This is a genomic window from Marinobacterium sp. MBR-109, assembly GCF_040547565.1.
Classification (GTDB): Bacteria; Pseudomonadota; Gammaproteobacteria; order Pseudomonadales; family Balneatricaceae; genus Marinobacterium.
The window spans coordinates 36,746-60,300 of the sequence record NZ_JBEPPZ010000012.1; the positions used below are offsets into that span (position 1 = coordinate 36,746).

At 58.6% G+C, this 23,555-nt stretch carries 25 protein-coding genes; 22 read left to right on the plus strand and 3 right to left on the minus strand.

The genetic code is table 11. From position 1 onward, the window contains the following. The first annotated feature begins 49 nt into the window (after positions 1-49). The 9 genes from cheY (at position 50) to ABIE60_RS13935 (ending at position 8,539) form a co-directional block, all read left to right on the plus strand. Entirely contained in the window at positions 50-424 is a 375-nt protein-coding gene (gene cheY, locus ABIE60_RS13895; protein ID WP_502914965.1) for a chemotaxis response regulator CheY, read from the plus strand. Between the two features lie 19 nt (positions 425-443). Continuing rightward, on the plus strand, positions 444-1,286 hold the full coding sequence (locus ABIE60_RS13900; RefSeq protein ID WP_354470120.1) for a protein phosphatase CheZ: 843 nt from the start codon (positions 444-446) through the stop codon (positions 1,284-1,286). A 12-nt stretch (positions 1,287-1,298) separates the two neighbouring features. Next, a complete protein-coding gene (locus tag ABIE60_RS13905) occupies positions 1,299-3,377 on the plus strand; it encodes a chemotaxis protein CheA (protein WP_354470121.1) in 2,079 nt (692 codons plus the stop codon). Between the two features lie 27 nt (positions 3,378-3,404). Next, positions 3,405-4,646: a protein-glutamate methylesterase/protein-glutamine glutaminase gene (locus ABIE60_RS13910; RefSeq protein ID WP_354470122.1), complete on the plus strand. Its 1,242-nt coding sequence runs from the start codon at positions 3,405-3,407 to the stop codon at positions 4,644-4,646. Continuing rightward, on the plus strand, positions 4,646-5,407 hold the full coding sequence (locus ABIE60_RS13915) for a flagellar motor protein (protein WP_354470123.1): 762 nt from the start codon (positions 4,646-4,648) through the stop codon (positions 5,405-5,407). Before ABIE60_RS13910 ends, ABIE60_RS13915 begins: the two co-directional genes overlap by 1 nt. Continuing rightward, positions 5,385-6,299: an OmpA family protein gene (locus ABIE60_RS13920; RefSeq protein WP_354470124.1), complete on the plus strand. Its 915-nt coding sequence runs from the start codon at positions 5,385-5,387 to the stop codon at positions 6,297-6,299. Before ABIE60_RS13915 ends, ABIE60_RS13920 begins: the two co-directional genes overlap by 23 nt. 2 nt (positions 6,300-6,301) lie before the next feature. After that, entirely contained in the window at positions 6,302-7,078 is a 777-nt protein-coding gene (locus ABIE60_RS13925) for a ParA family protein (RefSeq protein WP_354470125.1), read from the plus strand. 4 nt (positions 7,079-7,082) lie between these two features. Then, on the plus strand, positions 7,083-8,042 hold the full coding sequence (locus tag ABIE60_RS13930; protein ID WP_354470126.1) for a chemotaxis protein CheW: 960 nt from the start codon (positions 7,083-7,085) through the stop codon (positions 8,040-8,042). Between the two features lie 77 nt (positions 8,043-8,119). Beyond that, entirely contained in the window at positions 8,120-8,539 is a 420-nt protein-coding gene (locus tag ABIE60_RS13935; RefSeq protein ID WP_354470127.1) for a DUF2802 domain-containing protein, read from the plus strand. Here ABIE60_RS13935 and ABIE60_RS13940 read toward each other — a convergent pair. Then, positions 8,536-8,814 carry an EscU/YscU/HrcU family type III secretion system export apparatus switch protein gene (locus ABIE60_RS13940; RefSeq protein WP_354470128.1) on the minus strand — a complete coding sequence of 93 codons (279 nt, stop codon included), beginning with the start codon at positions 8,812-8,814 and terminating at the stop codon, positions 8,536-8,538. The two genes, ABIE60_RS13935 and ABIE60_RS13940, sit on opposite strands and share 4 nt — an antisense overlap. Further along, positions 8,811-10,928 carry a flagellar hook-length control protein FliK gene (gene fliK / locus ABIE60_RS13945; RefSeq protein WP_354470129.1) on the minus strand — a complete coding sequence of 706 codons (2,118 nt, stop codon included), beginning with the start codon at positions 10,926-10,928 and terminating at the stop codon, positions 8,811-8,813. The genes ABIE60_RS13940 and fliK overlap by 4 nt, the downstream gene beginning before the upstream one ends. 111 nt (positions 10,929-11,039) lie before the next feature. Between fliK and ccmA the strand changes: the two genes are divergently transcribed. Genes ccmA through ABIE60_RS14010 form a run of 13 tightly spaced genes read left to right on the plus strand, consistent with a single transcriptional unit; the run spans position 11,040 to position 22,876 of the window. Beyond that, positions 11,040-11,681: a cytochrome c biogenesis heme-transporting ATPase CcmA gene (ccmA, locus tag ABIE60_RS13950; protein WP_354470130.1), complete on the plus strand. Its 642-nt coding sequence runs from the start codon at positions 11,040-11,042 to the stop codon at positions 11,679-11,681. A gap of 23 nt (positions 11,682-11,704) precedes the next feature. Beyond that, positions 11,705-12,391, plus strand: a complete 687-nt coding sequence (gene ccmB, locus ABIE60_RS13955; protein ID WP_502914966.1) for a heme exporter protein CcmB — start codon at positions 11,705-11,707, stop codon at positions 12,389-12,391. Positions 12,392-12,405: 14 nt separating this feature from the next. Continuing rightward, positions 12,406-13,161 (plus strand): heme ABC transporter permease, encoded by a 756-nt coding sequence (locus ABIE60_RS13960; RefSeq protein WP_354470132.1) that lies wholly within the window; start codon positions 12,406-12,408, stop codon positions 13,159-13,161. Between the two features lie 7 nt (positions 13,162-13,168). Next, the gene (gene ccmD, locus ABIE60_RS13965) at positions 13,169-13,345 is read left to right on the plus strand and encodes a heme exporter protein CcmD (protein ID WP_354470133.1); all 177 of its coding nucleotides are present in this window, start codon (positions 13,169-13,171) and stop codon (positions 13,343-13,345) included. Next, positions 13,342-13,803 carry a cytochrome c maturation protein CcmE gene (gene ccmE, locus ABIE60_RS13970; RefSeq protein ID WP_354470134.1) on the plus strand — a complete coding sequence of 154 codons (462 nt, stop codon included), beginning with the start codon at positions 13,342-13,344 and terminating at the stop codon, positions 13,801-13,803. The genes ccmD and ccmE overlap by 4 nt, the downstream gene beginning before the upstream one ends. Then, entirely contained in the window at positions 13,803-15,764 is a 1,962-nt protein-coding gene (locus tag ABIE60_RS13975; protein ID WP_502914967.1) for a heme lyase CcmF/NrfE family subunit, read from the plus strand. Before ccmE ends, ABIE60_RS13975 begins: the two co-directional genes overlap by 1 nt. 9 nt (positions 15,765-15,773) lie before the next feature. After that, a complete protein-coding gene (locus tag ABIE60_RS13980) occupies positions 15,774-16,325 on the plus strand; it encodes a DsbE family thiol:disulfide interchange protein (RefSeq protein ID WP_354470136.1) in 552 nt (183 codons plus the stop codon). After that, positions 16,322-16,849: a cytochrome c-type biogenesis protein gene (locus ABIE60_RS13985; protein WP_354470137.1), complete on the plus strand. Its 528-nt coding sequence runs from the start codon at positions 16,322-16,324 to the stop codon at positions 16,847-16,849. The genes ABIE60_RS13980 and ABIE60_RS13985 overlap by 4 nt, the downstream gene beginning before the upstream one ends. After that, on the plus strand, positions 16,846-18,096 hold the full coding sequence (ccmI, locus tag ABIE60_RS13990) for a c-type cytochrome biogenesis protein CcmI (RefSeq protein ID WP_354470138.1): 1,251 nt from the start codon (positions 16,846-16,848) through the stop codon (positions 18,094-18,096). Before ABIE60_RS13985 ends, ccmI begins: the two co-directional genes overlap by 4 nt. A 38-nt stretch (positions 18,097-18,134) precedes the next feature. Continuing rightward, complete coding sequence (gene zipA / locus ABIE60_RS13995) at positions 18,135-19,523, plus strand: cell division protein ZipA (protein ID WP_354470139.1); 1,389 nt, start codon at positions 18,135-18,137, stop codon at positions 19,521-19,523. A 39-nt stretch (positions 19,524-19,562) separates the two neighbouring features. After that, positions 19,563-21,923, plus strand: a complete 2,361-nt coding sequence (ligA, locus tag ABIE60_RS14000) for an NAD-dependent DNA ligase LigA (RefSeq protein ID WP_354470140.1) — start codon at positions 19,563-19,565, stop codon at positions 21,921-21,923. After that, on the plus strand, positions 21,920-22,147 hold the full coding sequence (locus tag ABIE60_RS14005) for a YheU family protein (protein WP_354470141.1): 228 nt from the start codon (positions 21,920-21,922) through the stop codon (positions 22,145-22,147). Before ligA ends, ABIE60_RS14005 begins: the two co-directional genes overlap by 4 nt. Positions 22,148-22,171: 24 nt before the next feature. Then, positions 22,172-22,876 (plus strand): DUF4126 domain-containing protein, encoded by a 705-nt coding sequence (locus ABIE60_RS14010; protein ID WP_354470142.1) that lies wholly within the window; start codon positions 22,172-22,174, stop codon positions 22,874-22,876. Here ABIE60_RS14010 and ABIE60_RS14015 read toward each other — a convergent pair whose 3' ends face one another. After that, positions 22,877-23,536 carry a CBS domain-containing protein gene (locus ABIE60_RS14015; protein ID WP_354470143.1) on the minus strand — a complete coding sequence of 220 codons (660 nt, stop codon included), beginning with the start codon at positions 23,534-23,536 and terminating at the stop codon, positions 22,877-22,879. Positions 23,537-23,555 lie beyond the last annotated feature (19 nt).

Consider the following 23,555-nt stretch of genomic DNA (forward strand, 5'->3'; position numbering starts at 1 on the left):
GACTCTTGAAGGTGTTTTCTGAACTGGGAGAAGTGTCTTGAAGAAAGACATCAAAATTCTCGTTGTGGATGATTTCTCCACCATGAGACGCATCATAAAGAACCTGCTGCGAGACCTTGGATTTACCAATGTCGATGAAGCCGATGACGGCAAGACGGCGTTGCCGATTCTCAAGCAGGGGGGTATCGACTTCCTCATTACCGACTGGAACATGCCGGAAATGACCGGCATCGACCTGCTCAAGGCGGTTCGGGCCGATCCTGCGCTGGCGTCCATTCCGGTACTGATGGTAACGGCAGAGGCCAAGCGCGAGCAGATTATTGCGGCAGCACAGGCCGGTGTGAACGGTTATGTCGTAAAGCCGTTCACGGCCGCCGTGTTGAAAGAAAAGATCGACAAGATCTTCGAGCGTATCGAGGGTTAACCGGAAGCGGGGAAGACAGATGGCAGCGCAAACGGCCAGTAAAGTGGACTTCAACGGCTTCGATGAGTTTCTGCGCAGCCGTGCCCAGGCACTGGTTTCCGAACTTGAGGCCGGCAACATGGCAGAGGCGATGGGGCTGATCAATGAGCTTCAGTTTGCCCGTCACCAGGTGTTCTACAACGAGGTCGGTCATCTGACACGCGGGCTGCATGAGGCGATCAAGTCATTTTCCAGCGATGTCGGTGAAAAAATGCCGAGCGAAGCGGAAAGTACAGTCTCTGCCATCGGTGATGCTTCAGATCGACTCAACTACGTAATTGAACTGACTGAAAAGAATGCCCATGAAACCATGGACCGTGTGGATCGCTCCCTCGGTCTGGTGGACAAGCTGGACCAGCAGAGTGAACGTTTCAAGGATCTGCTGTTGCTGGTGGGGCAGCTTGAAGGTGAGTTCGAGGCACTGAACGGGGTTTATGATCGTACCTGCACCCTGAAGGATCAGTCCGAAAAAACCATTAATGAACTGCGCAGTACGTTGACTGATATCCTCGTCTCCCAGGGGGTTCAGGACATAACCGGTCAGCTGATCCGCCGGGTGATCACGCTGGTGACTCAAGTCGAGGGCCAGCTGGTTAAACTGATGGATATGGCGGCCAGAGTAGAACGGCTGAGCAGCCTGGAAAGTGCAGAGGACATAGCAGCCTCTGATGACAAGCCGGTGCGGCGCAAGGGCCAACCGGCTGAACAAGAACAAAAACATGATCCTATCCGGGCGGAAGGGCCCCAGCTTCCGACAGGGAAAACAGATACGCTGTGTGATCAGGACGATGTTGATGACCTGCTTTCCAGCCTGGGATTTTGATAGGAGCTCCCTATGAGTTTGGATGTCGATCAGGAAATACTGGAAGACTTTCTCGTCGAAGCCGGCGAGATACTTGAGCAGCTGTCTGAGCAGCTGGTCGATCTGGAGCAGCGCCCCGACGACAAGGATCTGCTGAACGCGATCTTCCGCGGTTTTCATACCGTCAAGGGTGGTGCCGGCTTTCTGCAGCTGGAAGCGATGGTGGAGTGCTGCCACAAGGCGGAGAACCTCTTTGATCTGCTGCGCAACGGCGAGCTGAGTATCAGCTCCGAGCTGATGGATGTGGTGCTGCAGGCACTTGATGCCGTTAATGCCATGTTTGAAGCGGTACGCAATGGCGAAGAGCCTCAACATGCATCGGCCGCATTGCTGCAGCGTTTGCAGGACTTTGCCGAAGGGCGTGGTGAAGTAGCGCCATCTGCACCCGCACCCGCACCCGCACCGAAACCGGCAGCACCTGCCCCTCAACCGGAGGCGGCACCGGTCAATCCGAATACACCGAATGATGAATTTGAGATGTTGCTGGGTGATCTGGCGGGCAGCCATCAGCAGAGCGAATCTGAATCGGGTGGCGATGAGCTGATCACTGAAGACGAATTCGAGGCGTTGCTGGACGAGCTGCATGGCCCCGGCAAGGCCCCGAAAATTGAAGCGGCCGCGGCTGCACCAGCGACCAACAGCAATGGTGAGTTGATCACCGACGATGAGTTTGAAGCGCTGCTGGATGAGCTTCAATCCAGCGGCCAGGGTGCCTTTGCGCATATGCCGGACGCTGAACCGGTCAAGCCGGCAGCTGCACCTGTTGCCCCTACACCCGCACCCGCACCGGCTGAACCGCCACCCCCTGCTGCTGCGCCAGCCGTTGCTGCTGCAGATGACGCAAAAGAGGCAAAAGGCAAACCGGCTACTGGCAACAAACCGGCCGCCGAGAGCAATGTTCGTGTTGATACCCGCCTGCTCGACAAGATCATGAATATGGTCGGTGAGCTGGTGCTGGTGCGCAACCGTCTGGTACGTCTGGGCGGTGCCCGTGAAGACGAAGAGATGGGCAAGGCACTCGGCACGCTGGATATGGTCACCGCCGATCTGCAAACCTCGGTCATGAAGACCCGTATGCAGCCGGTGAAAAAGGTATTTGGCCGTTTCCCGCGTTTGATCCGTGATCTGTCACGCAATCTCAAGAAAGAAGTGCGGCTTGAGCTGCGCGGTGAAGAAACCGATCTGGACAAGAACCTGGTGGAAGCACTGGCGGATCCACTGATTCACTTGGTGCGCAACGCTGTTGACCATGGTATCGAGTCACCTGAAAAACGTGCGGCATCAGGCAAGCCGCGCGAGGGTAACGTGCTGCTCTCCGCCGAGCAGGAAGGTGATCACATCCTGCTGATCATTCAGGATGACGGTGCCGGTATGGACCCGGAGGTGCTGCGTAACCTGGCGGTCAAACGCGGCATGATGGATGTGGAAGCCGCCCGGCGTCTGACCGATCAGGAATGTTTCAACCTGATCTTCCAGGCCGGCTTCTCCACCAAGACTGAGGTGTCTGATGTATCCGGCCGCGGCGTCGGCATGGATGTGGTCAAGACCAAGATTACTCAGCTTAACGGCACACTCAGTATCGATTCGGTGATGGGGCAGGGGACCAGGATTGCGATTCAGGTACCGCTGACGTTGGCGATCATGCCAACGCTGATGGTAGTACTTGAAGGTCAGGCCTTTGCACTGCCGCTGGTCAACGTGAACGAGATCTTTAACCTGGATTTGACCAAAACCAATATCGTGGATGGTCAGCAGGTGATCATCGTGCGAGATCAGGCGTTGCCGCTGTTCCATCTCAAGCGCTGGTTGATTACAGGGCATGAAAGTGCGCGGCTGCCGGATCAGGGGCACGTCGTAATCGTCAGTGTCGGTACATCCAGAGTGGGCTTTGTTGTCGATCAACTGGTAGGACAGGAAGAGGTCGTGATCAAGCCGCTGGGCAGTATTCTGCATGGAACGCCGGGCCTGTCGGGTGCGACCATCACGGGCGATGGTCGCATCGCACTGATCATTGATATACCGAATCTGCTGAAACACTACGCATCGACCTGATTCGGCAGGTGTGACTGAGGGAGCGCTATGCCGGTAAAAGTGTTGATTGTCGATGACTCGGGCTTCTTTCGCCACCGCATCGAAGAGATGTTGAGCGATGACCCCAGGATGGAAGTTGTCGGTACGGCCGTGAATGGACGCGAGGCCGTCGAAAAGGTAAAGCAGCTGCGTCCTGATGTGGTCACCATGGATGTGGAGATGCCGCAAATGAACGGCATTGAAGCGGTCCGTATCATCATGCGCGAAGCACCCACCAATGTGCTGATGCTGTCTTCGCTTACCCACGAGGGGGCTCGTGTGACCCTGCAGGCCCTCGAAGCCGGTGCAGCCGACTATCTGCCCAAGGATATTCGCGCCTGGATGGACAAGGGCAGCAATGTGCGCAGCCAGCTGATCGATCGTTTGGTTGCGCTGGGCCGCAGCCGTCGTTTTCAGCGCAGTTCCGTTTTTGAACGTGATTTCCCGGGTAAGGCCAAGCCGGGCACCACCATGGTGTTCCGTCCGGATGACCCCGAACCTCCACCCCGTCGCTCTGCCGTATCTGGCCGTACACCCGCAGCCGAGCCGGCTCGTCCCTCGGTATCGGATGGCCTGAATGCACGTCGTGAGCGTCCGGTGTCAGCGCCAACGGCTGCTCCGGCACCTGCCCGGGAGCCCGCGGGCGCCGCCACGACACCGGCTGCACGGGTACGTTTTCCGGACTGCAAACTGGTGGTCATTGCGGCCTCCACCGGTGGTCCGGCTGCCCTGCAGAAGGTACTGACGGCCCTTCCGGCGAATTTCCCCTACCCCATTCTGCTGGTTCAACACATGCCAAAGACCTTTACTCAGGTGTTTGCCGAGCGGCTGAATCAGCAGTGTCACATCAGTGTCAAGGAGGCGGAAGACGGCGATCGGCTTCAGCCCGGGCAGGCATTGCTTGCACCGGGTGGGCTGCAGATGATCATTGACTCCAAACAAACCGATCGGGTGCGTATCCTGCCGGGTGACGAACGTTTGACCTACAAACCCAGCGCCGATGTAACCTATGCCTCGGCAGCCAAAACCTATGGCGCAAAGGTACTGGGCATCACTCTGACCGGGATGGGGGCCGATGGCTGTGATGGTTCACGCCTGCTGAAGCAGGCCGGCTCTACCCAGTGGGCGCAGAACCGTGAAAGCTGCACCATCTACGGAATGCCTCAGGCGGTCATCAATGCTGGACTGGCGGATGCGATCCTTGATCTGGATGATATCGGCCCGTTGCTGGCGGGACGAGGTTCGCGCTGATGTGGGTGCTGCTGGGCCTGTTGCTCAGTACGGTCGCCATCCTGGGGGCCAACTACCTTGAAGGCGGCCAGCTGCAGGAGCTGCTCAATCTGCCAGCCGCGCTTATCGTGCTGGGCGGGACCTGTGGCGCCGCGCTGGTACAAACACCCAAAAACTTGCTGCTGCGTACTCTGCATTTGGTGCAGTTGGCCCTGCGCGATCCTCAGCCGCGCCATGCAGACGGTATCGGCCAACTGGTGCACTGGTGCATCACGGCTCGTCGCAAGGGGCTGCTGGCGCTTGAGCATGAGCTGGCCGGAGTTGAGGATCCACTGATACGGAACGGTTTGCAGCTGCTGGCCGACGGCAAGTCGGTTGAGCTGATCCGTGCCACGCTGGAGGTAGAGCTGGTGGCTCAGGAACAGCGAGACTATCAGGCCGCTCGGGTCGTTGAAAGCATGGGGGGGTATGCCCCGACTCTCGGTATCATCGGTGCAGTGCTGGGGTTGATTCAGGTGATGGTGAATCTGGAAGATCCGACCCTGCTCGGCGCCGGTATAGCCACTGCTTTTGTGGCAACCATTTATGGTATTGCGCTGGCCAATTTACTGCTGCTGCCGCTTGCCGGCAAGATGCGCCAGATTATTGACAGTCGAAGTCTATATCAGGAGATGATGCTCGAAGGGCTTTTGTTCATCGCGGAAGGGCAGGGGCCAAAGAACGTACAATTGCGCCTGCAGGGCTACCTGGAGCGGTCTGATGCCAAGACGTCGCCGGCCTGAGACGGACCTGCGTACGGATCGCTGGATGATATCCTGGGCGGATTTTGTCACTCTGCTGTTTGCTTTTTTTGTGGTGATGTATGGTCTGTCCAGTGTGCACGAAGAGAAGTACCGACAGTTGGCCCAATCCCTGTCCGAGGTGTTTCGGGCTGAGGGCAGTGGCCGGGTCGTATCCCCGGACGGAGGGGAGGGGCTTTTGCCTGAACGCGGACAGCAGCTGCAGGCACCGCCGGTAACCGTACAGTCGCCGGACGCAGAGCAGACGCAGGCACTGGAGCAGTTGCAGCGACAGGCCCAGGAGCAGTTTCGCGACTGGATTGAGGACGGCAGTGTGCAGGTGACCGGCAACGCGTTGTGGGTCGCCATTGAGCTCAATGCCAGTCTGCTGTTTGAAAGTGGCGATTCGCTGCCGGTAATCGAGGCGGAGCCGCTGTTGCAGCAGGTTGCTGCACTTGCTGCCGGCAAGGATAATCCCGTACATGTGGAAGGGTTTACGGATAACCGGCCGATCAGTACCGACCGTTTCCCGTCCAATTGGGAGTTGTCAGCGGCCCGCGCAGCGGCAGTGGTCCGCATGCTGCAGCTGCAGGGCGTGGATCCTGTGCGGATGGCGGCGGTCGGTTACGGTGAGTACCAGCCCGCCTACAGCAACCGTACCGAAGAGGGACGGCAGCGCAACCGGCGTCTGGTGATCGTGATCGCACGTGACGAGCGTGTCCGACGCCTGGTACAGGCCTTTGGCAGTCAGCGTGTCAGTGAAGATGCAGTGCGGGCACTGTTGACCACAGACGAGAACGAAGAGACAGGCGAACCGCCTACACTGGAACAGGTCGATACTGAGTCCGGCATTCTGTTTCGGCAGGCACGACCGGAGCAACAACAGGAACAATAACGATGCAGGTATGGGCAGTCGCAAATCAGAAGGGCGGGGTGGGCAAGACGACAACCGCCATTACCCTGGCAGGCTTGCTGGCAGAGGTCGGATATCGGGTTCTGCTGGTGGATCTGGACCCCCACGGCTCGATGACCAGCTATTTCCGCTATGATCCGGATGAGCTTGAGCACAGCGTTTACGACCTGTTCGAACAGATTCAGGTGGATTCCGAGCGGGTGCACGGCCTGATTCTCGATACCTCCCATGAAAGCATCAAGCTCATTCCGGCCTCCACCGCGCTGGCCACGCTTGAACGCAAGGCTGTTGCCCAGGAAGGCATGGGGCTGCAGGTGGCGAAAGCGTTGCGTCATCTGAAAACCGAATATGATTTTGTGATCATGGACAGCCCGCCTGTGCTGGGGGTGTTGATGGTCAATGCGCTGGCGGCCTGCAATCACCTGCTGGTGCCTGTACAGACCGAGTTTTTGGCCCTCAAGGGGCTGGAACGGATGGTCAGAACCATTGAAATGATCAACCGTGCGCGCAAGAACAAGCTTGCCTATACCATCGTGCCCACTTTTTACGACCGTCGTACTCAGGCATCCGTGAGCAGTCTGCGCGAGCTGCACCACCGCTACCCTGATCATATTTCCAATGCGGTCGTACCGGTTGATACCAAATTCAGAAATGCCAGTCTGAAAGGGCTGGTGCCGTCGTCACTCGATGCAGGCAGCCGTGGCGTGCACGCGTATGCACGCCTTCTGCGCAGCCTGCTGGAACGGCGTAAACAGGGGTGAGCTGATGGCAGACCAGAAAAAAGTCGTATTCGAGTACCTTGAGGCATTGTTGCACGACCCTCAAGCTGAGGAAGATCGAATCCCGGCTGAAACAGAAGAAACCGCCGAGCCGGCTACAGAGCCTGGGGTTGAGCCGGGCGTCGTGAATTCACAGGTGCCTGAAGCGGAACAGCCAGTGGAACAGCCAGAGGCGCATGCACCTGTCGTTGAAGCGGAAGAGGATGCGATTGAAGCTGCGCCGACAACGACAGACACCACACCCACTGACCCTGTTATGCAGGACAGCGAGCAGACATTGCCTGAACCCGAACCTGTCCAGGAAGCGTTGCCGCAGGCCGAGCCTGAGGTCAGCATCATGCCAGAGCCAGAGCCAGAGCCAGAGCCAGAGCCAGAGCCAGAGCCAGAGCCTGTTCAGGAAGCGTTGCCCCAGGTCGAGTCTGAAGTCACTGTCATTGCTGAACCTGAACCTGAACCTGAACCTGAACCTGAACCTGAACCTGAACCTGAACCTGAACCCGTTATACCGAAGGTGGCTTCAGGCGGGGAGATGAACTGCATACTGCTTGATATGCACGGCTTGAAGCTGGCAGTGCCGTTCGACTATGTGGAAGGCGCTCTGCAGCTGGAGTCTCTCTCTCTGAGCCTGGAAGGGCCTGATTGGATGCTGGGCCGTTTCGGTGAAGAGCCGGTTTGGACTCGGGTGGTGGACACTGCTCGCTGGCTGATACCGGAGCGTTACAAGCCGGAATACTCCAAGTATACCGAGGTGATTATTCTGAAGGGCCGCCGCTGGGCCATTGCCTGTGATGAACTGGTCAAGTCGGTACGCGTCGATACCCGTCAGATCAACTGGCATCAGGACAAAAGCCACCGTTCATGGTTGCTGGGCACCTACATGCCGGAGCGTTGTGCCATACTGGATATTGATCAACTGTTGCTTGAGTTTGAAGCCTGCAGTGCCTGAAGGCCGTGAACCGTTGAGACAGATGGGGTAGACTGACCGGCTGTGCGTGAACATTGCTAACTGGGCTGGGACCGGGTGTGGCCGAATATACGTCGATACTGTTGCTTGTGCTGACACTGACAGCTGTACTGTCAGCGATGATTTGCGTCTATGTGCTGGTGCGCATCAAGCGCCAGGAGCGGCAGCAACAGGCGTTGATCAATGTCCTGCGCAATGAGATTCGCGCCATGACCAACGGTTCCATCGGCATGGGCAAACGCCTGCTGGCGATCGAGCGAACGCTCAACATAACTGTTGAGAAACAGCAGGAGCTGGAAAACCGTGATCCGGGCGTGTTGGCCTACAATCAGGCCGCCAAACTCATGGAGATGGGGGCATCGGTGGATGATCTGGTACGCAACTGCGGTATCGGTCGCCCTGAAGCGGAGTTGATGGCCCTGCTGCACCGCGAACTCCACTCCACTCAAATGTTGCCGGAGCAGCATCAGCGTCACTAGGTGGTGCTGCCCGACTGCTTGAGTCCATAGGCGAAGGCAATCACTTCCGCGATGGCGCGATACAGCGCTTCGGGGATCTCCTCACCCAGCTCAAGACGAATCAGTACCTCGATCAGCTCCGGGCTCTCATGGATATGGATATCATGCTCCTGGGCAAGTGCCAGTATCTGCTCGGCGATCAGGCCTCGGCCCTTGGCCACTATCTTCGGTGCGGTCCCTTTTCCCTGGTCATAGCGCAGTGCTACGGCACTGCGTTTCGGGTCATGCTCACTCATGTGTGTACATCCACAAGTCGGCGCTGAACATCAGTCAGCTCCGGTTGGCTTGGGCGGCCTTGTCGTGCCTGCAATGTCTCCACCAGAAACCCCTTGCGATGCAGACCATCGCTGAACTCATCCAGACGGCGCTCAATCTGGCGCAGGGTAGAGGCCTGTTCGGCCCAGAGCTGTACCTGCAAACGCCAGCCTTCACTCAAACTTAAGCGAGCATCGACACTGCCATGTTGCTCAAGATCAAAATGCAGGGCGACACCCCAAAGGGTCTCAGGTTCACCACTGCTGCTGCGTCTGCGCTGCTCCGTAATGGTCAGCTCCGCGTTGTCGTGCTGATCAGCCTGACGGATCGGCAGATCAAGGCGGTAGACACGCTCCTGAGTGCCGTCCGGTTGTTCTTTCCACGCCTGCAGGCTGTTGACCTGCTGAGTGGTACTGCGCGCCTGCAGGGCATCAACCAGACGTGTCATTTGCTGGCGAGCATCCGGCGGCAGCTGCTCTGCCGCCTTAAGCAGTTGGCCCAACTGCTGTTTCAGGTCTGGTGTTGTGCCGCGCTCGGCACCTCCACCCTGGGCCAGCCTTGATTCGGTCAACAGACCGCCCTGTTGCAGGTTGCGTTGAATCGCCTGCTCCGCATCGGCACTGCCGGGGCTGACAGAGAACATGCTCAACATCGACTGCACCAGCTGGCCAATGGCGCCCTGGCTTCGACCCGCCGGACTTTGGCTCAGCTGCACCAGCTGGTTCAGCGCATCTCCAAAGGGGATCTGTCGTGGCAGGGCTTCGCGCAGGGCCTGCTGCATCTGCTGCTGTGCCGTGACCTCTTGGGCAGGGGTTGAGGGGGAGGGTGCCGGCTGCAGGTTAACCTGCTGTTCACCCACTCGAGTCAGTATCACCTGCTGACCGCTGAGCATGGGTTTGGGACTGATCAGGTTGAGCGTCTGGCTGTTGAGGTTAAGCCGAATCATATGGTTTTCTGCCTGCACCGGGGCCTGCTTGCCAAGTGTCTGCAGCAGAGCCTGTCCCGTGTGGCTGACGCCGGGCTGAGTGGCGGTTTGGGCAGTCTGTGCAGTCTGTGCAGCTGCGGCGGCAGGTGCAGCAGGGGTACCCGGTGCGCGAGGTGCGCTGTCGACTGATGGGGGATTGGCAGCCTGGGTATTGGCCGCGGTATTGGGTGCGGCCGTTTGCGCAGTTGGTGCAGGGACTGGCCGAGTATCAACTGCAGCTGACGCTGCCTGTGCAGCGGGTTGAGGGGCTGGTGCGGCCGTGGCGGGCTGGGCACTGACCTGGCCGGCCGCGGATGATTGCAGCTGAGCCGAATAGACCTGAGCCTGAGGGCCTGCTGCCACCGGGGTACTTGTCTGAGTGGCCAGTGGTGATGGTGCCGCAGAAGAGGGTTGGCCCGGGGAGGCCTGTTGTCGCGCCGCTGCGCCGACCGGCTGACGTGAGTCGCTGGTTGCCTGCGTGGCAGTACTTTCGCTGCGTGCAGGTGTTGGCGCACCGCTGGCCGGCGGTGTCTGACCCTGCACCGGGTTGCTATTCCCCCCAGCAGCTGCATTGCCTTGAACGGTCCCTTGGGGGGCTTTGCCGCCGGGTGGTGGCTGTGGGGATGCTGTGGTCGGTCTGGCAGCCGCTTCGGTTGGCGCCGCTCCTGTTCCGGGTTGAGGGCTGGCTGCAGTGGCAGGCTGGCGCGCGGTAACGGGCTCTGACCCGGTTACCTGTGCATTTCGAGGTACGTTCAGGGGTAGCAGTTGTTGCAGGCGAGCACTGTCGGTCGAGGCCAGTTGCAGTAGCATGCCGCTTGGTGAAGGCGGGGTGGTGCTGCCCTGTACTGTCGGCTGGGTGGGCACAGGCAGACGAATCTGCAATTCCCCCGTATTCCCCCGTTGCAGAATGATACGATCCCCCTGTGCCAGTGGGGCACGGGTAGTCAGTTCAAGCAGGCGGCTGTTGACCTCCACCTGGATGCGGAAGACATCACCATTACCGCCGTTGGCGGCCACGCTGCGAACAGTTGCAGCCAGCTCACGCCCGGCAGCGGGTAGCGGACTGTCGATCCCGCCGCCCTTGCTGGTACCGGCTGAAGGTGTGGACGGACTGGTGGAGGGTGTTAACACCGCATGACTCCCTGATATTGCATCTGGAACCTGACGATCAAGTCTCTATCTGTATATAATGGCGCCTTAATGTGCTATCGGCCAGCTCGGCGATTTTTGAAGGATAGAGGCTTGTCTGAACCCCTGCTCAAAGTAAGTCAGTTGTACTGTGAACGCGATGATCGGGTACTGTTCAGTCAGCTTGGTTTTGCGCTGTCTGCCGGCGAAATCGTTCAGATCGAGGGTCAGAACGGCAGCGGCAAGACCACGTTGCTGCGTATTCTCTGTGGCCTGTCACGCAGTTATGAAGGCGAGATTCTCTGGCGGGGCGACCCGGTTCAGGACGTGCGTGAACAGTTCTGCCGTGAGATGCTCTATTTTGGTCACCAGGCAGGGGTCAAGGCGGTACTGACGCCTGAAGAAAACCTGCGCTGGTATGCGGCCCTGCAACCCAGTATTGCCGCAGCCGATATTCAGGCGGCTTTGGAGCAGGTTGGTCTGCGCGGTTACGAAGATGTTCCCTGCCATTCGCTTTCGGCCGGACAGAATCGGCGCGTCAGTCTGGCCAGATTGTATCTCAGCCGTGCGCCGCTTTGGATTCTGGACGAACCCTTTACTGCGATCGACAAGCAAGGGGTGGCAGCCAAGGAAAAACTGCTGCTTGAGCATGCCCGCCGAGGTGGCAGCGTGATTTTGACGACGCATCATGAGCTGGGCATCGAGGGGCCGGTCCGTAAAATCAATCTTGATCAGCTGGCGGGAACTTCAGCATGAGCACAGGGACTAACCCCGAGAATATGCAGAAGGTGTCAGTGCTGGCGCTGTTTATGGCCACCATGCGGCGTGAGTTTCTACTCTCGTTCAGGCGCAAGAGTGATCTGGCGAACCCGCTGATCTTTTTTCTCATGGTGGCAACGCTGTTCCCGCTGGGGGTGAGTCCTGAACCCGGTTTTCTGGCTCAGCTTGCACCCGGGGTTGTATGGGTGGCGGCCCTGCTGGCTACCCTGTTGTCGATGGATGCCCTGTTCCGGTCGGACTATGAGGATGGCTCGCTGGAGCAGTTGCTGCTCAGCCCTCAACCCCTGTTTGTGGTGGTGCTGGCGAAAGTCAGTGCTCACTGGTGTATGACCGGGCTGGCACTGACAGTGATGGCGCCCCTGCTGGCCGTGATGCTGTTTTTGCCGGCGGAAGGGATGCCGGGGCTGATGCTGAGCCTGCTTCTGGGGACACCCACGCTCAGTCTGGTGGGAGCCATTGGCGCCGCTTTGACAGTTGGATTGAAAAAGGGCGGTGTGCTGATCTCCCTGCTGGTCTTGCCGCTGTATATTCCGGTACTGATTTTTGGCTCCAGTGCTGTGCAGGCTGCCGTAACGGGGTTGCCGCTGGGAGGGTACCTCGCGCTTTTGGGGGCGCTGCTGGCACTTGCGCTTGCGCTTGCGCCACTGGCTGTTGCGGCCGCATTGCGGATCTCAATCAGTAGTTAACAAGAAGAGAGACTATGGCTGACAAAAAATGGTTGCCGCGCTGGTTCTTCCAGCTTGCTTCACCTCGGTGGTGTTACCAGATCACCGGACGTCTGTTGCCCTGGTTTCTGCTGGCAACCCTGATACTGCTGGCAGGGGGGACTGTCTGGTCACTGCTGTTTGCCCCGGCGGACTATCAGCAGGGCAACAGTTTCCGCATCATCTATCTGCATGTGCCCTCGGCCATTCTGGCGCAGTCGGCCTATATGCTGATGGCGGTTGCCGGGGCCATCGGTCTGATCTGGAAAATGAAGGTGGCCGATATGGTGCTCAAGTCGGCCGCGCCGATCGGTGCTTCCATGGCTGTACTGGCGCTGGCCACCGGCGCAATCTGGGGCAAGCCGACTTGGGGCTCCTGGTGGGTCTGGGATGCACGTCTGACCTCCATGCTGATTCTGCTTTTTCTCTATCTGGGCGTGATGGCACTGAACTCTGCGATCGAAAACGAGTCCACTGCTGCTCAGGCATCTGCCGTACTGGCGCTGGTAGGGGTAGTCAATATTCCGATCATCAAGTATTCGGTGGAGTGGTGGAACACGTTGCATCAGCCCGCCACGTTCAAGCTGACAGAAAAGCCGGCCATGCCGCCGGAGATGTGGCTGCCGCTACTGGTGATGGTGATTGGTTTTTACTGCTTCTTTGCCGTCAGCCTGATGCAGCGGCTGCGTAACGAAATAATCTGGCGCGAGCGTCGTGCCAGCTGGGTTCGCGAACTACTGAATAAGCAGTGAGGTTCAGGTGAGTTTTAACAGTGTCTCCGAGTTTCTGGCCATGGGTGGACATGGTCTCTACGTTTGGCTCAGCTACGGTTTGGGGGCTGGCGTGATTGCAGCCAACCTGATCCTGCCGAAATTGAGCCGTAACCGTCTGTTGGCGGAGCAAAAACGCCGCCTGCGCCGGGAGGAAACCGCATGACCCCAAAACGCAAACAGCGCCTGATGATCGTGATCTTCATTCTGGCAGGTGTAAGCGTGGCCGTAGGGCTGACGCTTTTTGCACTGAATCAGAACATCAATCTGTTCTACTCACCCACCCAGATCGCATCGGGTGAGGCGCCTCAGAATACCCGTATCCGTGCCGGTGGCATGGTAGTGGATGGCAGTATCAAACGTGATCCCGACTCTTTGTTCGTACAGTTTGATATAACCGATTATGACAAGACCGTGACGGTTGAGTATGTCGGCATTCTGCCGGATCTGTTCCGTGAAGGGCAGGGCATTGTGGCTCAGGGCACGCTGAATGAGCGTGGCGTACTGAATGCGGCTGAAGTACTGGCCAAGCATGACGAAAACTACATGCCGCCTGAAGTGGCTGATGCACTGGCCAAAGCAGGCAAGATGCCGATGCCTGAGGGACAGGAGTTCAATAAATGATCTTTCCCGAACTGGGTGAATATGCACTGATTCTGGCGCTGTGCCTGTCCGTCTTGCTGACAGTGGTGCCGATGGTCGGCGCAAGCCGAGGTAATGTCCTCTGGATGGGGTTCGCACGTCCGCTGAGCAAGGGTATGTTTCTGTTCACGCTGTTCAGCTTTTTGTGTCTGAGCTGGGCCTTTCTGGATAACGACTTCTCTGTCGTCTATGTGGCCAGCAACTCGAATACGGCACTGCCCTGGTATTACCGTCTCAGTGCGGTCTGGGGTGGTCATGAAGGCTCCCTGCTGTTGTGGGCGCTGATTCTTTCGGGCTGGACAGTGGCGGTAGCGGTAAAAAGCCGCGATCTTCCACAGGACATCATTGCCCGCGTGCTGGCGGTGATGGGGTTGATATCGGTCGGTTTCTATCTGTTTATCCTGTTTACTTCCAGCCCGTTTGAACGCTATTTGCCCGGTTTCCCGCAGGAGGGGGCAGACCTCAACCCACTGCTGCAGGACTTTGGCCTGATTGTTCACCCGCCCATGCTGTATATGGGGTATGTGGGCTTTGCCGTTTCCTTTGCATTCGCCATTGCGGCTCTGCTCAGTGGCCGGCTTGATGCGGCATGGGCGCGTTGGTCACGCCCCTGGACGTCCGTTGCCTGGGCTTTCCTGACCCTTGGCATTGCGCTGGGCAGCTGGTGGGCCTATTACGAACTTGGCTGGGGCGGCTGGTGGTTCTGGGATCCGGTTGAGAACGCATCCCTCATGCCCTGGCTGGTCGGTACAGCGTTGATGCACAGTCTGGCCGTGACCGAGAAGCGTGGGGTGTTCAAAAGCTGGACGGTACTGCTGGCAATCTTCACTTTCTCACTGAGTTTGCTGGGTACTTTCCTTGTGCGCTCTGGCGTACTGACATCGGTACACGCTTTTGCCTCTGACCCGGAGCGTGGTCTGTTCATTCTGATCATGTTGGTGATTGTCATTGGTGGCTCCCTCTTGCTGTATGCACTGCGTGCAGGCCAGATGAAAAGTGAGTCAAGTTTTGGCCTGATGTCCCGTGAAAGCATGCTGCTGGTGAACAATGTGCTGCTGGTCGTTGTCTGCGCCATGGTACTGCTGGGTACCATCTATCCGCTGATTGTTGATGCGCTGGGGTTGGGTAAGCTGTCTGTGGGGCCGCCCTATTTCAACGCTCTGTTCAACCCCTTGATGGCGATCCTGATGCTGGCCATGGGGTTTGGTGCCGTCAGCCGCTGGAAACAAACGCCGTTTTTATTGATGGTGCAACAGCTCTGGCTACCGGGTGTGCTGGCGTTGGTGCTGGGAGCAGGCAGTGCCTGGCTCTATGCCGGTGAGCTGAATCCCTGGGTAGTGCTGGGGCTGGTGCTGTCCTGGTGGGTGGTACTGGCTGGCATGCGTGATCTGTACAACCGTTTGCGCCACCGCAGCGAGAAGCTGAAAGGTCTGTTGAAGCAAACACGCAGCTACTACGGCATGGTGCTTGCGCATGTGGGTGTGGCCGTTACGGTCGTGGGCGTCGCTCTGGTATCGGTCTATACCGAACAGCGAGATCTGCGCATGCAGCCGGGCGATACCCTGAGTTTCCGTGATTACACCTTCGTGTTTGAAGGCAGCAAGCATGTGGAAGGCCCTAATTTCACCTCTGACCAGGGGCAGATCAGGGTGTTGCACAAGGGCGAGCCCTATGGCTTCATGCAGCCCGAGAAGCGACTCTACACAGCACGCGGCAATGTGATGACCGAAGCGGCGATTGATCCCGGCTTTACCCGTGACCTGTATGTGGCCCTCGGCGAGCCGCTCGAGAATGGCGCCTGGGCTGTTCGCATGCAGTACAAGCCCTATGTGCGCTGGCTCTGGCTGGGTGGGTTGCTGATGACCGCCGGTGGTCTGCTGGCCGCTTCCGATCCGCGTTACCGTAAACGTTTGCGCCCGGCAGCGGCGCAGGCTGACGCATGAGGGTTTGAGATGAACAACCGCAAGATACTGGTTTTCGTTCCGCTGCTGGTTTTCATCCTGCTTGGGGTGTTTCTTTGGGTCGGTCTTTATCTTGATCCCCGGGAGCTGCCCTCCGAGCTGGCAAAAAACAAGCGCCCGGTGCCGCAGTTCAGTCTGCCGTCGGTGACGGATCCCGAACGTACCCTGACAGAAGCGGATCTGACGGGCGAAGTCGCTCTGCTCAATGTGTGGGCGACCTGGTGTCCGACCTGCAAGGAGGAACATGATTTTCTGAATATGCTCGCTCTTGAGCAGGGTGTGACCATATACGGTATCAACTACAAGGATGATCCGGCGAAAGCCCGTGAATGGCTGCGCCGCTACAAGGACCCTTACAAAGCGGTGGTATTGGACCAGGATGGTTCACTGGGACTTGATCTGGGTGTCTATGGTGCGCCTGAAACCTATGTGCTGGATGCGGTTGGACGTATTCGTTACCGCCATGTGGGTGCCGTTGATGCCGATGTGTGGCAGACCCTGCAACAGGTGATGGCAAGTGTGGAGCAGGAGAACACCCCATGAGAGCATTCTTCCTGACTCTGCTGCTGATGCTGCCGGGGCTGTCTCAGGCGACAATCGACGCTTATGAATTCAGTGACGAACAGCATGAGAAGCGGTTTCACGAATTGACCGGAGAGCTGCGTTGCCCCAAGTGTCAGAATCAGAACATTGCTGATTCCGATGCGCCGCTGGCGGCAGACTTGCGGCGTGAAGTGTATCGTATGCTGGAACAGGGGGAACCCAATGAGAGCATTATCGATTTCATGGTGACCCGTTACGGTGATTTTGTACTCTACCGTCCGCGGGTGAATGAGGTGACATGGTTGCTCTGGTACGGTCCCTTTATTCTGCTGGGCGTCGGTGTGCTGGCGGTTGTGCTGATCAGTCGCAATCGTCGCCAGCAGGCTGGATCCACCACCGGAAAGGAAGCGGATCGAATCAGCCAGTCAGCCAACCGGACGGGCGAGTATACGCCGGAGCCGGGTCTTGACCCGGACGAAGCCGAGCGCCTGAAGAAGTTACTGCAACAGGATTCAGATAAATGAGCACATTGTGGATCGGCATCGCTGTCCTGACACTGATTGCCCTGGCCTGTGTATTCTGGCCGCTGGTGCGTCACCAGCAGTTGGCAAAATCAGAGGCTACGCACCGTCAGCAGCAGAATATCGACATTTTCCGTGAACGCCTGGCTGAGCTGGAGTCCGAGCGCGAGCAGGGAACGTTGGCAGCGGAGGAGTTTGCCACCCTGAAGCTTGAGCTGGAGCGCAACCTGCTGATCGACGCAGAGGATATGCCAAAGCGGAGCAAGCCCCTGGCTCGGGTTGGCCAGGCACAGCTGGTCACCGTCACCTTGCTGGCGTTGATGATCCCGGCTGCTGCCCTGGGGCTTTACAACCATCTTGGCCGTGCCGACGACCTGGCTCTGGCGCTCAATGCGCCGGCCAGCCAAGGCTCTCAAGGTGAACAGATGACTCTTGAGCAGGCTGTTGCCGGGCTGGAGCGTGAGCTGGCGGCAAATCCGGATAACGCGCAAGGCTGGTACCTGTTGGCCAATACCTACATGAGCATGGGCAACTATGCCGGTGGTGCAGAAGCGTTCCGTGAACTGCTTCAGGTGCTGCCACAGGATGCGCCGCAGTACGCCAGCGTGATGGGACAGCTGGCGCAGGCACTTTACTTTGCCGGTGAGGCGCGGATGACGGATGAGGTGCGTGCTCAGATCGATGCAACTCTGGCCATTGACCCGACCGAAATTGCGGCGCTGGGGCTGCTCGGCATTGATGCCTTTGAACAACAGGACTTCAATGCGGCCATTGAGCACTGGAGCAAGGCTCTGGCCGGTGCCGAAGGGCAGGCGGCTGACTCTCTTCGCAGCGGTATCGAGCGTGCACGCTCCGAGCTGGAGGCGCGAGGTGAGCCGGTTCCGGATATCGAGCAGGCTGCACAGGCTGAAGTAAAACTGCGGGTCTCTCTGTCAACCCAGCTGGCCGAACAGGCGCAGCCGGATCAGGTCGTATTCATCTACGCACGGCCGGTAGGCGGTCGCATGCCGTTGGCAGCCGCGCGCTATACGGTATCGGACCTGCCAGTGGAGGTGGTACTGGATGACAGCATGGCGATGATGCCCCAGGCGCGCTTGTCACTGCATGATCAGGTTGAAGTGGGGGCCCGGATCAGTCTTTCCGGCCAACCTCAGGCCAGCAGCGGTGATCTCGAAAGCCGTCCGTTGCAGGTTTCTACTCGTCAGGGTGACGAGGCAGTTACACTGATCATCGACCAGGTGGTACAGTAACCTTCTGGCGAAAATCCAACAGGGTAAAAGGCAAGGGTATGGATATCAGTCTGCGCGAATGGCTCATCATCGGCGGTATACTGATCGTAGTGCTGATTCTGATTGACGGCTGGCGCCGTGTGAGTGCCAACCGCAATCGTTTGCGTCTGGAAATTGACCGTACTCTTTCAGAGCTGGGCGAACCTGAGTCGCAGCAGCACAATCCTGAGCTGCCTAATGGTGGTGCCCGGCGGCGCAGTCTGGAGGCTGCACAGGAAACCACGGAGCAGACGGCAACAGCAGCGAAGCCTGAAACAACCACGGCACGCAACGCATCGAAGCCGGTGCGGCGCGAACCGGTCTTCAACGAGCCGGTTGCTCAACCAAAAAATACGCAACAGCCACCGGCTGCCACGGCGGTACAGGCAGAACTCAGTGAGATGGATCCGCTGTTTGATGATATCCCTGCCGATACCGAGCCGGCCCGCGCCCGTCAGGTACGCAACAGAAAGAGATCAATGGCCGAGGACGACTCGACACCTGTACCGGTACAGCAAACCATTGACGAGGATCCGGAGCTGCTGCGTGCCGTCGAGCAGGGCGAGTTGCAGGGTGGCTCACTTGATTGCGACAGCGAGCATGACGAGGGCCATAACCGGGACAAGAACACTCTGGATGGCCGCATGGAACTGGATTTTGAGCAGCCGATTCCGATCCTGTTCGATAAGGTACCCTCACCTGATGCAGCCGATCTGCCGGACGATACCCTTGCGGCCTATAAACGCTCACTGGACCAGCAGGCGGAAACGGATGCCCGCCGCAGCGTTGACAACGACCCCCTGCAGGGGCTGACAGCCACTGAGCTGCCGGCGGAGCCGGATGAATCCCTGTTCAGCAGTACTGAGCTGGGCCTGGATGAGGAGATACCCGATACTGCGGCGGACTCCACCGCTGCAGCATCAGAGGCTTCCGCCCCTGAAAAGCCACGACCCGGATTGCGCAGTGCACCCGATCCCGAGCACGTTCTGGTGATCACGGTCGTTGGCCGTAACCGTCAGTTGCTGCCGGGGCCAGCCCTGCACAAGATCGTAACGGCCTGTGGCATGGAGTGGGGCGAAATGTCGATCTATCACCGCAGTGAAACCGACACGCCTGATGCCGCCGTGCAATTCAGCATGGCCAATGCTGTAGCGCCGGGCACCTTCGATCCAGCTCATCTCGAATCACTGCAAACGCCGGCCGTGTCCTTTTTCATGTCCATGAGCGAACCGGATGATCCGATGAACGCCTATGAATGCATGCTGGCGACTGCCGAAACGCTGGCCAAGCACCTTGACGGCGATCTGCTGGATGAAGATCGTTCCGTCATGCGTCCGCAAACCAAGGAACACTATCGCGAGCGCATTCGCGAGTTCGAGATGCACAACCGCACCCGGCGGGTACACTGATACCCGCTTTCGTTTCACCTCTGACCAGACCCAGACTCCATGACCCTGCCTGAATCCGTTGTGACCCGTGCTGAGCAGCTGCGCGCCGAGATCGAACAACACAACTACCGTTATTACGTGCTGGACCAACCGAGTGTTCCGGATGCGGAATATGACCGGCTGTTTAATGAGCTCAAGGAGTTGGAAGCGGAGTATCCGCAGCTGATCAGTGAAGACTCACCGACACAGCGGGTCGGGAAAAAGCCGGACTCAGGCTTTGCCGAGGTGCGTCATGAGCAGCCCATGCTGTCGCTGGACAACGCCTTCAGTGATGACGAGATGGCTGCCTTTGTCCGCCGTGCCCGTGAGCGTCTGGGGCTGAGTGCCGATGCACCGCTGGCCATTGTCAGTGAACCGAAGCTGGATGGTCTGGCGGTCAGCCTGCTGTACGAACAGGGTCGGCTGGTACGCGCCGCTACCCGTGGCGATGGCTATACAGGCGAGGATATCACCCTCAATGTACGGACCCTTCCCAGCGTGCCTCTGCGGTTGCTGGGTGAAGGCTGGCCACAACGGCTTGAAGTGCGTGGCGAGATCTACATGCCCAGAGCCGGTTTCGAGCGACTCAATGAACAGGCGCGCGCCGCCGATGAAAAGACCTTTGTCAATCCGCGTAATGCGGCCGCCGGCAGTCTGCGTCAGCTGGATCCGGCTGTTACGGCTCGGCGGCCGCTGGAGTTCTGCTGTTACAGCACCGGTGTGGTTGACGGTGGTGAATTGCCCGACAGCCATATCGAGCGGTTGAAACAGCTCAACCGCTGGGGACTGAAGGTCAACCCGGAAATGCGGCGTGTGGATGGACTGGAGGGGTGCCGGGAAAGTTACCGTTTACTGGCGGATAAGCGTGACCGGCTGCCCTACGACATCGATGGCATTGTATTCAAGCTGGATCGGCTTGATCAGCAGGAAGCACTGGGCTATGTCGCCCGTGCCCCGCGCTGGGCCATTGCGCACAAGTTTCCGGCTCAGGAAGAGATTACTCGCCTCAAGGCGGTTGAGTTTCAGGTCGGCAGAACCGGGGCAATCACACCGGTCGCCAGACTGGAGCCGGTATTTGTGGGTGGGGTCACCGTTAGCAACGCAACTCTGCATAACATGGATGAGATCGCCCGGCTTGATGTGCATGCCGGTGACTGGGTCACGGTACGCCGTGCCGGTGATGTCATTCCGCAAATCGTACAGGTATTGAAGGAGCGTCGCGATGGCACTGAACAGAGCATCAGCATCCCTTCATCCTGTCCGGTATGTGGGTCGGATGTGGAGCGTACTCGGCTGATCAAGCGAGGCAAGGGGCGCGAACAGGTCAGTGAAGGATCCATCTACCGCTGTGTCGGTCGACTCTCATGCCGTGCCCAGCTGACGCAGGCCCTGATCCATTTTGTCTCGCGCAAGGCGATGGACATCGATGGGCTGGGCGAAAAGAACATCGAGCAGCTGGTTGAACGTGGCCTGGTACAGTCTCCGGCTGACCTGTATCGACTACAGGTGGAAGACCTGCTCGGGCTCGAAGGTTTCGCACAGGTGTCAGCCGAAAAACTGTACAGCGCCATTGCGGCCAGCCGCCGCGTGGAGCTGGCCCGCTTCATCTACGCGCTTGGGATTCCGGAAGTGGGGGAAGGTACGGCGCGCACGCTGGCGCTGCAGCTGGGGTCTCTTGAACGACTGCGTCAGGCAGTGCCGCTGCTGCTGACCTGGCTGCCGGATATCGGGCTGGAAGTGGCATATGAAATCCATAACTTCATGCAGGATGAACATAATCGGCAGGTGATGGATGCATTGCTGGCACAGGGCATTGAGCTTCATCAGGAGGCCGATATTGCAGCAGCGCTGCAGGGCGCCATCAGCCTGCCAATGTTGCTGCAGCGGCTGGACATACCGGGAGTGGCCAAAACCGGTGCCACGGCTCTGGCCGATCACTTCCAGGCACTGGAGCCTCTTCTGCAGGCAGATGCCGAGACACTGGAATCGGTTACCAAGCTGAGTAAAAAGGCGCGTAGCGGCCTGTCACAGAAGTTGGCCGAGCCTGACTGGTGTGAGCAGGCAAGGGCACTGGAGCAGCAGCTCAAGGCCTTTGGCATGCACTGGCAGTGCGAGGGTCCCTCTGATACCGGCTCCACCCAGCCACTGGCCGGGCAGACCTGGGTGCTGACCGGGACGCTTGAAACCATGACGCGGGACGAAGCCAAGGAGCGCCTGTTGGCACTGGGCGCAAAGGTCAGTGGCTCCGTCTCCGGCAAGACCCAGTGTGTGGTGGCTGGTCCGGGGGCCGGCTCCAAGCTGGACAAGGCAACAGAGCTGGGTGTTGAAGTACTGGATGAGGATGCGTTTGTGACCCAGCTGCAGACTTGGGAAAAGGCATGATTGTTCCCTGGCAGTCACTTGACCCGGATACGCTGCAGAATCTGCTGGAGGAGTTTGTCAGTCGTGACGGCACCGACTATGGTGAACAGGAACTCAGTCTGGCACAAAAGGCAGACCAGATTCGACTGAAGCTGATCAGCGGTGAAGCTCTGCTGCTGTTCAGTGAAAGCACCGGTCAGTGCAACATTGTCCCACGTGAACGTTTGCCTGAGTTCGATCACTGAACCGGGCAGCAAGGAGATAGGTGAGTGGAGCAACTGGATCAGATCAGTACCCTGATCGCCCTGTCGATGGGTGTGGCCTGGGCCAGTGGCATCAACCTCTATGCCACGGTGCTCATGCTGGGTGTACTGAACAACATGGGACATATCAGCCTGCCGCCCGGACTTGAGATTGTGTCTGATCCACTGGTGCTGATAGCGGCCGGCTTCATGTACTGTGTCGAGTTTTTCGCTGACAAGACGCCCGGGGTCGATACCGGCTGGGATGCCCTGCACACCTTTATTCGTATCCCTGCAGGAGCCGCTCTGGCGGCAGGTGCCGTGGGTGAGCTGAGCCCAGCTGTTGGGCTTGCAGCAGCCCTGACCGGCGCTTCAGTGGCCGCAGGCAGTCATGCACTCAAGGCAGGCAGCCGGGTCATGATCAACACTTCCCCCGAGCCGGTCAGCAATTGGGTCGCGTCATTCAGTGAAGACCTGCTGGTAATCGGAGGGCTCTGGACGGCACTTAACCACCCGTTATGGTTTTTGGGTGGGCTCATACTGTTTATCCTGCTTCTGATCTGGCTGCTGCCGAAGCTCTGGCGTGGGGTGAAAAAGGTGTTCGGGTTTCTGGCCAGGCTGTTTGGTGGCCAGAGAGATGACAGGCCGGGCCCCGAACGCGATCTGGAACGTGATGCACGTCGTGCGTCCGCACCCCGTCCAGGCGTCAGGCCTGAGCTGCCGCCGGATTGATCAGGCCCAGCTCTCTACGTGGCCGTCATTGATCAGCATTCTGATCAGATCCGTGCGACACACAATGCCTTCCAGCTTCTCGTCACGTCCGATAACCGGAATGGCGCCGATGGGGTAACGCACAAAGCTGGCGGCAATACTGGACACTTCCGTATCCGGTGAAGCCGCGATCATTTGACGGTGGTAGGCCTGGGTGACGCTGATGGGAGAGTCGGTGCCACGTTGCATGATGTCGTGTATTGATATGATGCCCAGTGCCCGTTCGTCAGCATCCACCACCATCAGGTGTGAGACCTCTTGTTCCTGCATCAGGGCCCAGGCCTGACGCAGACTGGTTTCCGGCGGAATGGTGAGCACGGGGCTGGTCATGATCTGCGCCGCCCTCAGCCCTTGCGGCTTTTTGGGCTTGTCACCGGCAGTGCTGGCGTCCTGGTAGGCCTTGTGCGAAGCCTTGCCCGAGCTTTCACCGGGAACTTGAAAGCGTTCCTTTGATAGCTGTATGCGCTGCTCAAGATCCTGCTGCTGACGAATCTGGTCTTCAGAACCCGGTACGGCAGCACTGTTGACGCTCTGAGTCAGACCTTCCACCCCGCGGGGACGAAACAGAGATTCGACCGGCGTCTGAATCCGATACCCCTGATCGTAGATGACAAGTGCCATAAACTGCTACTCCGCCAGT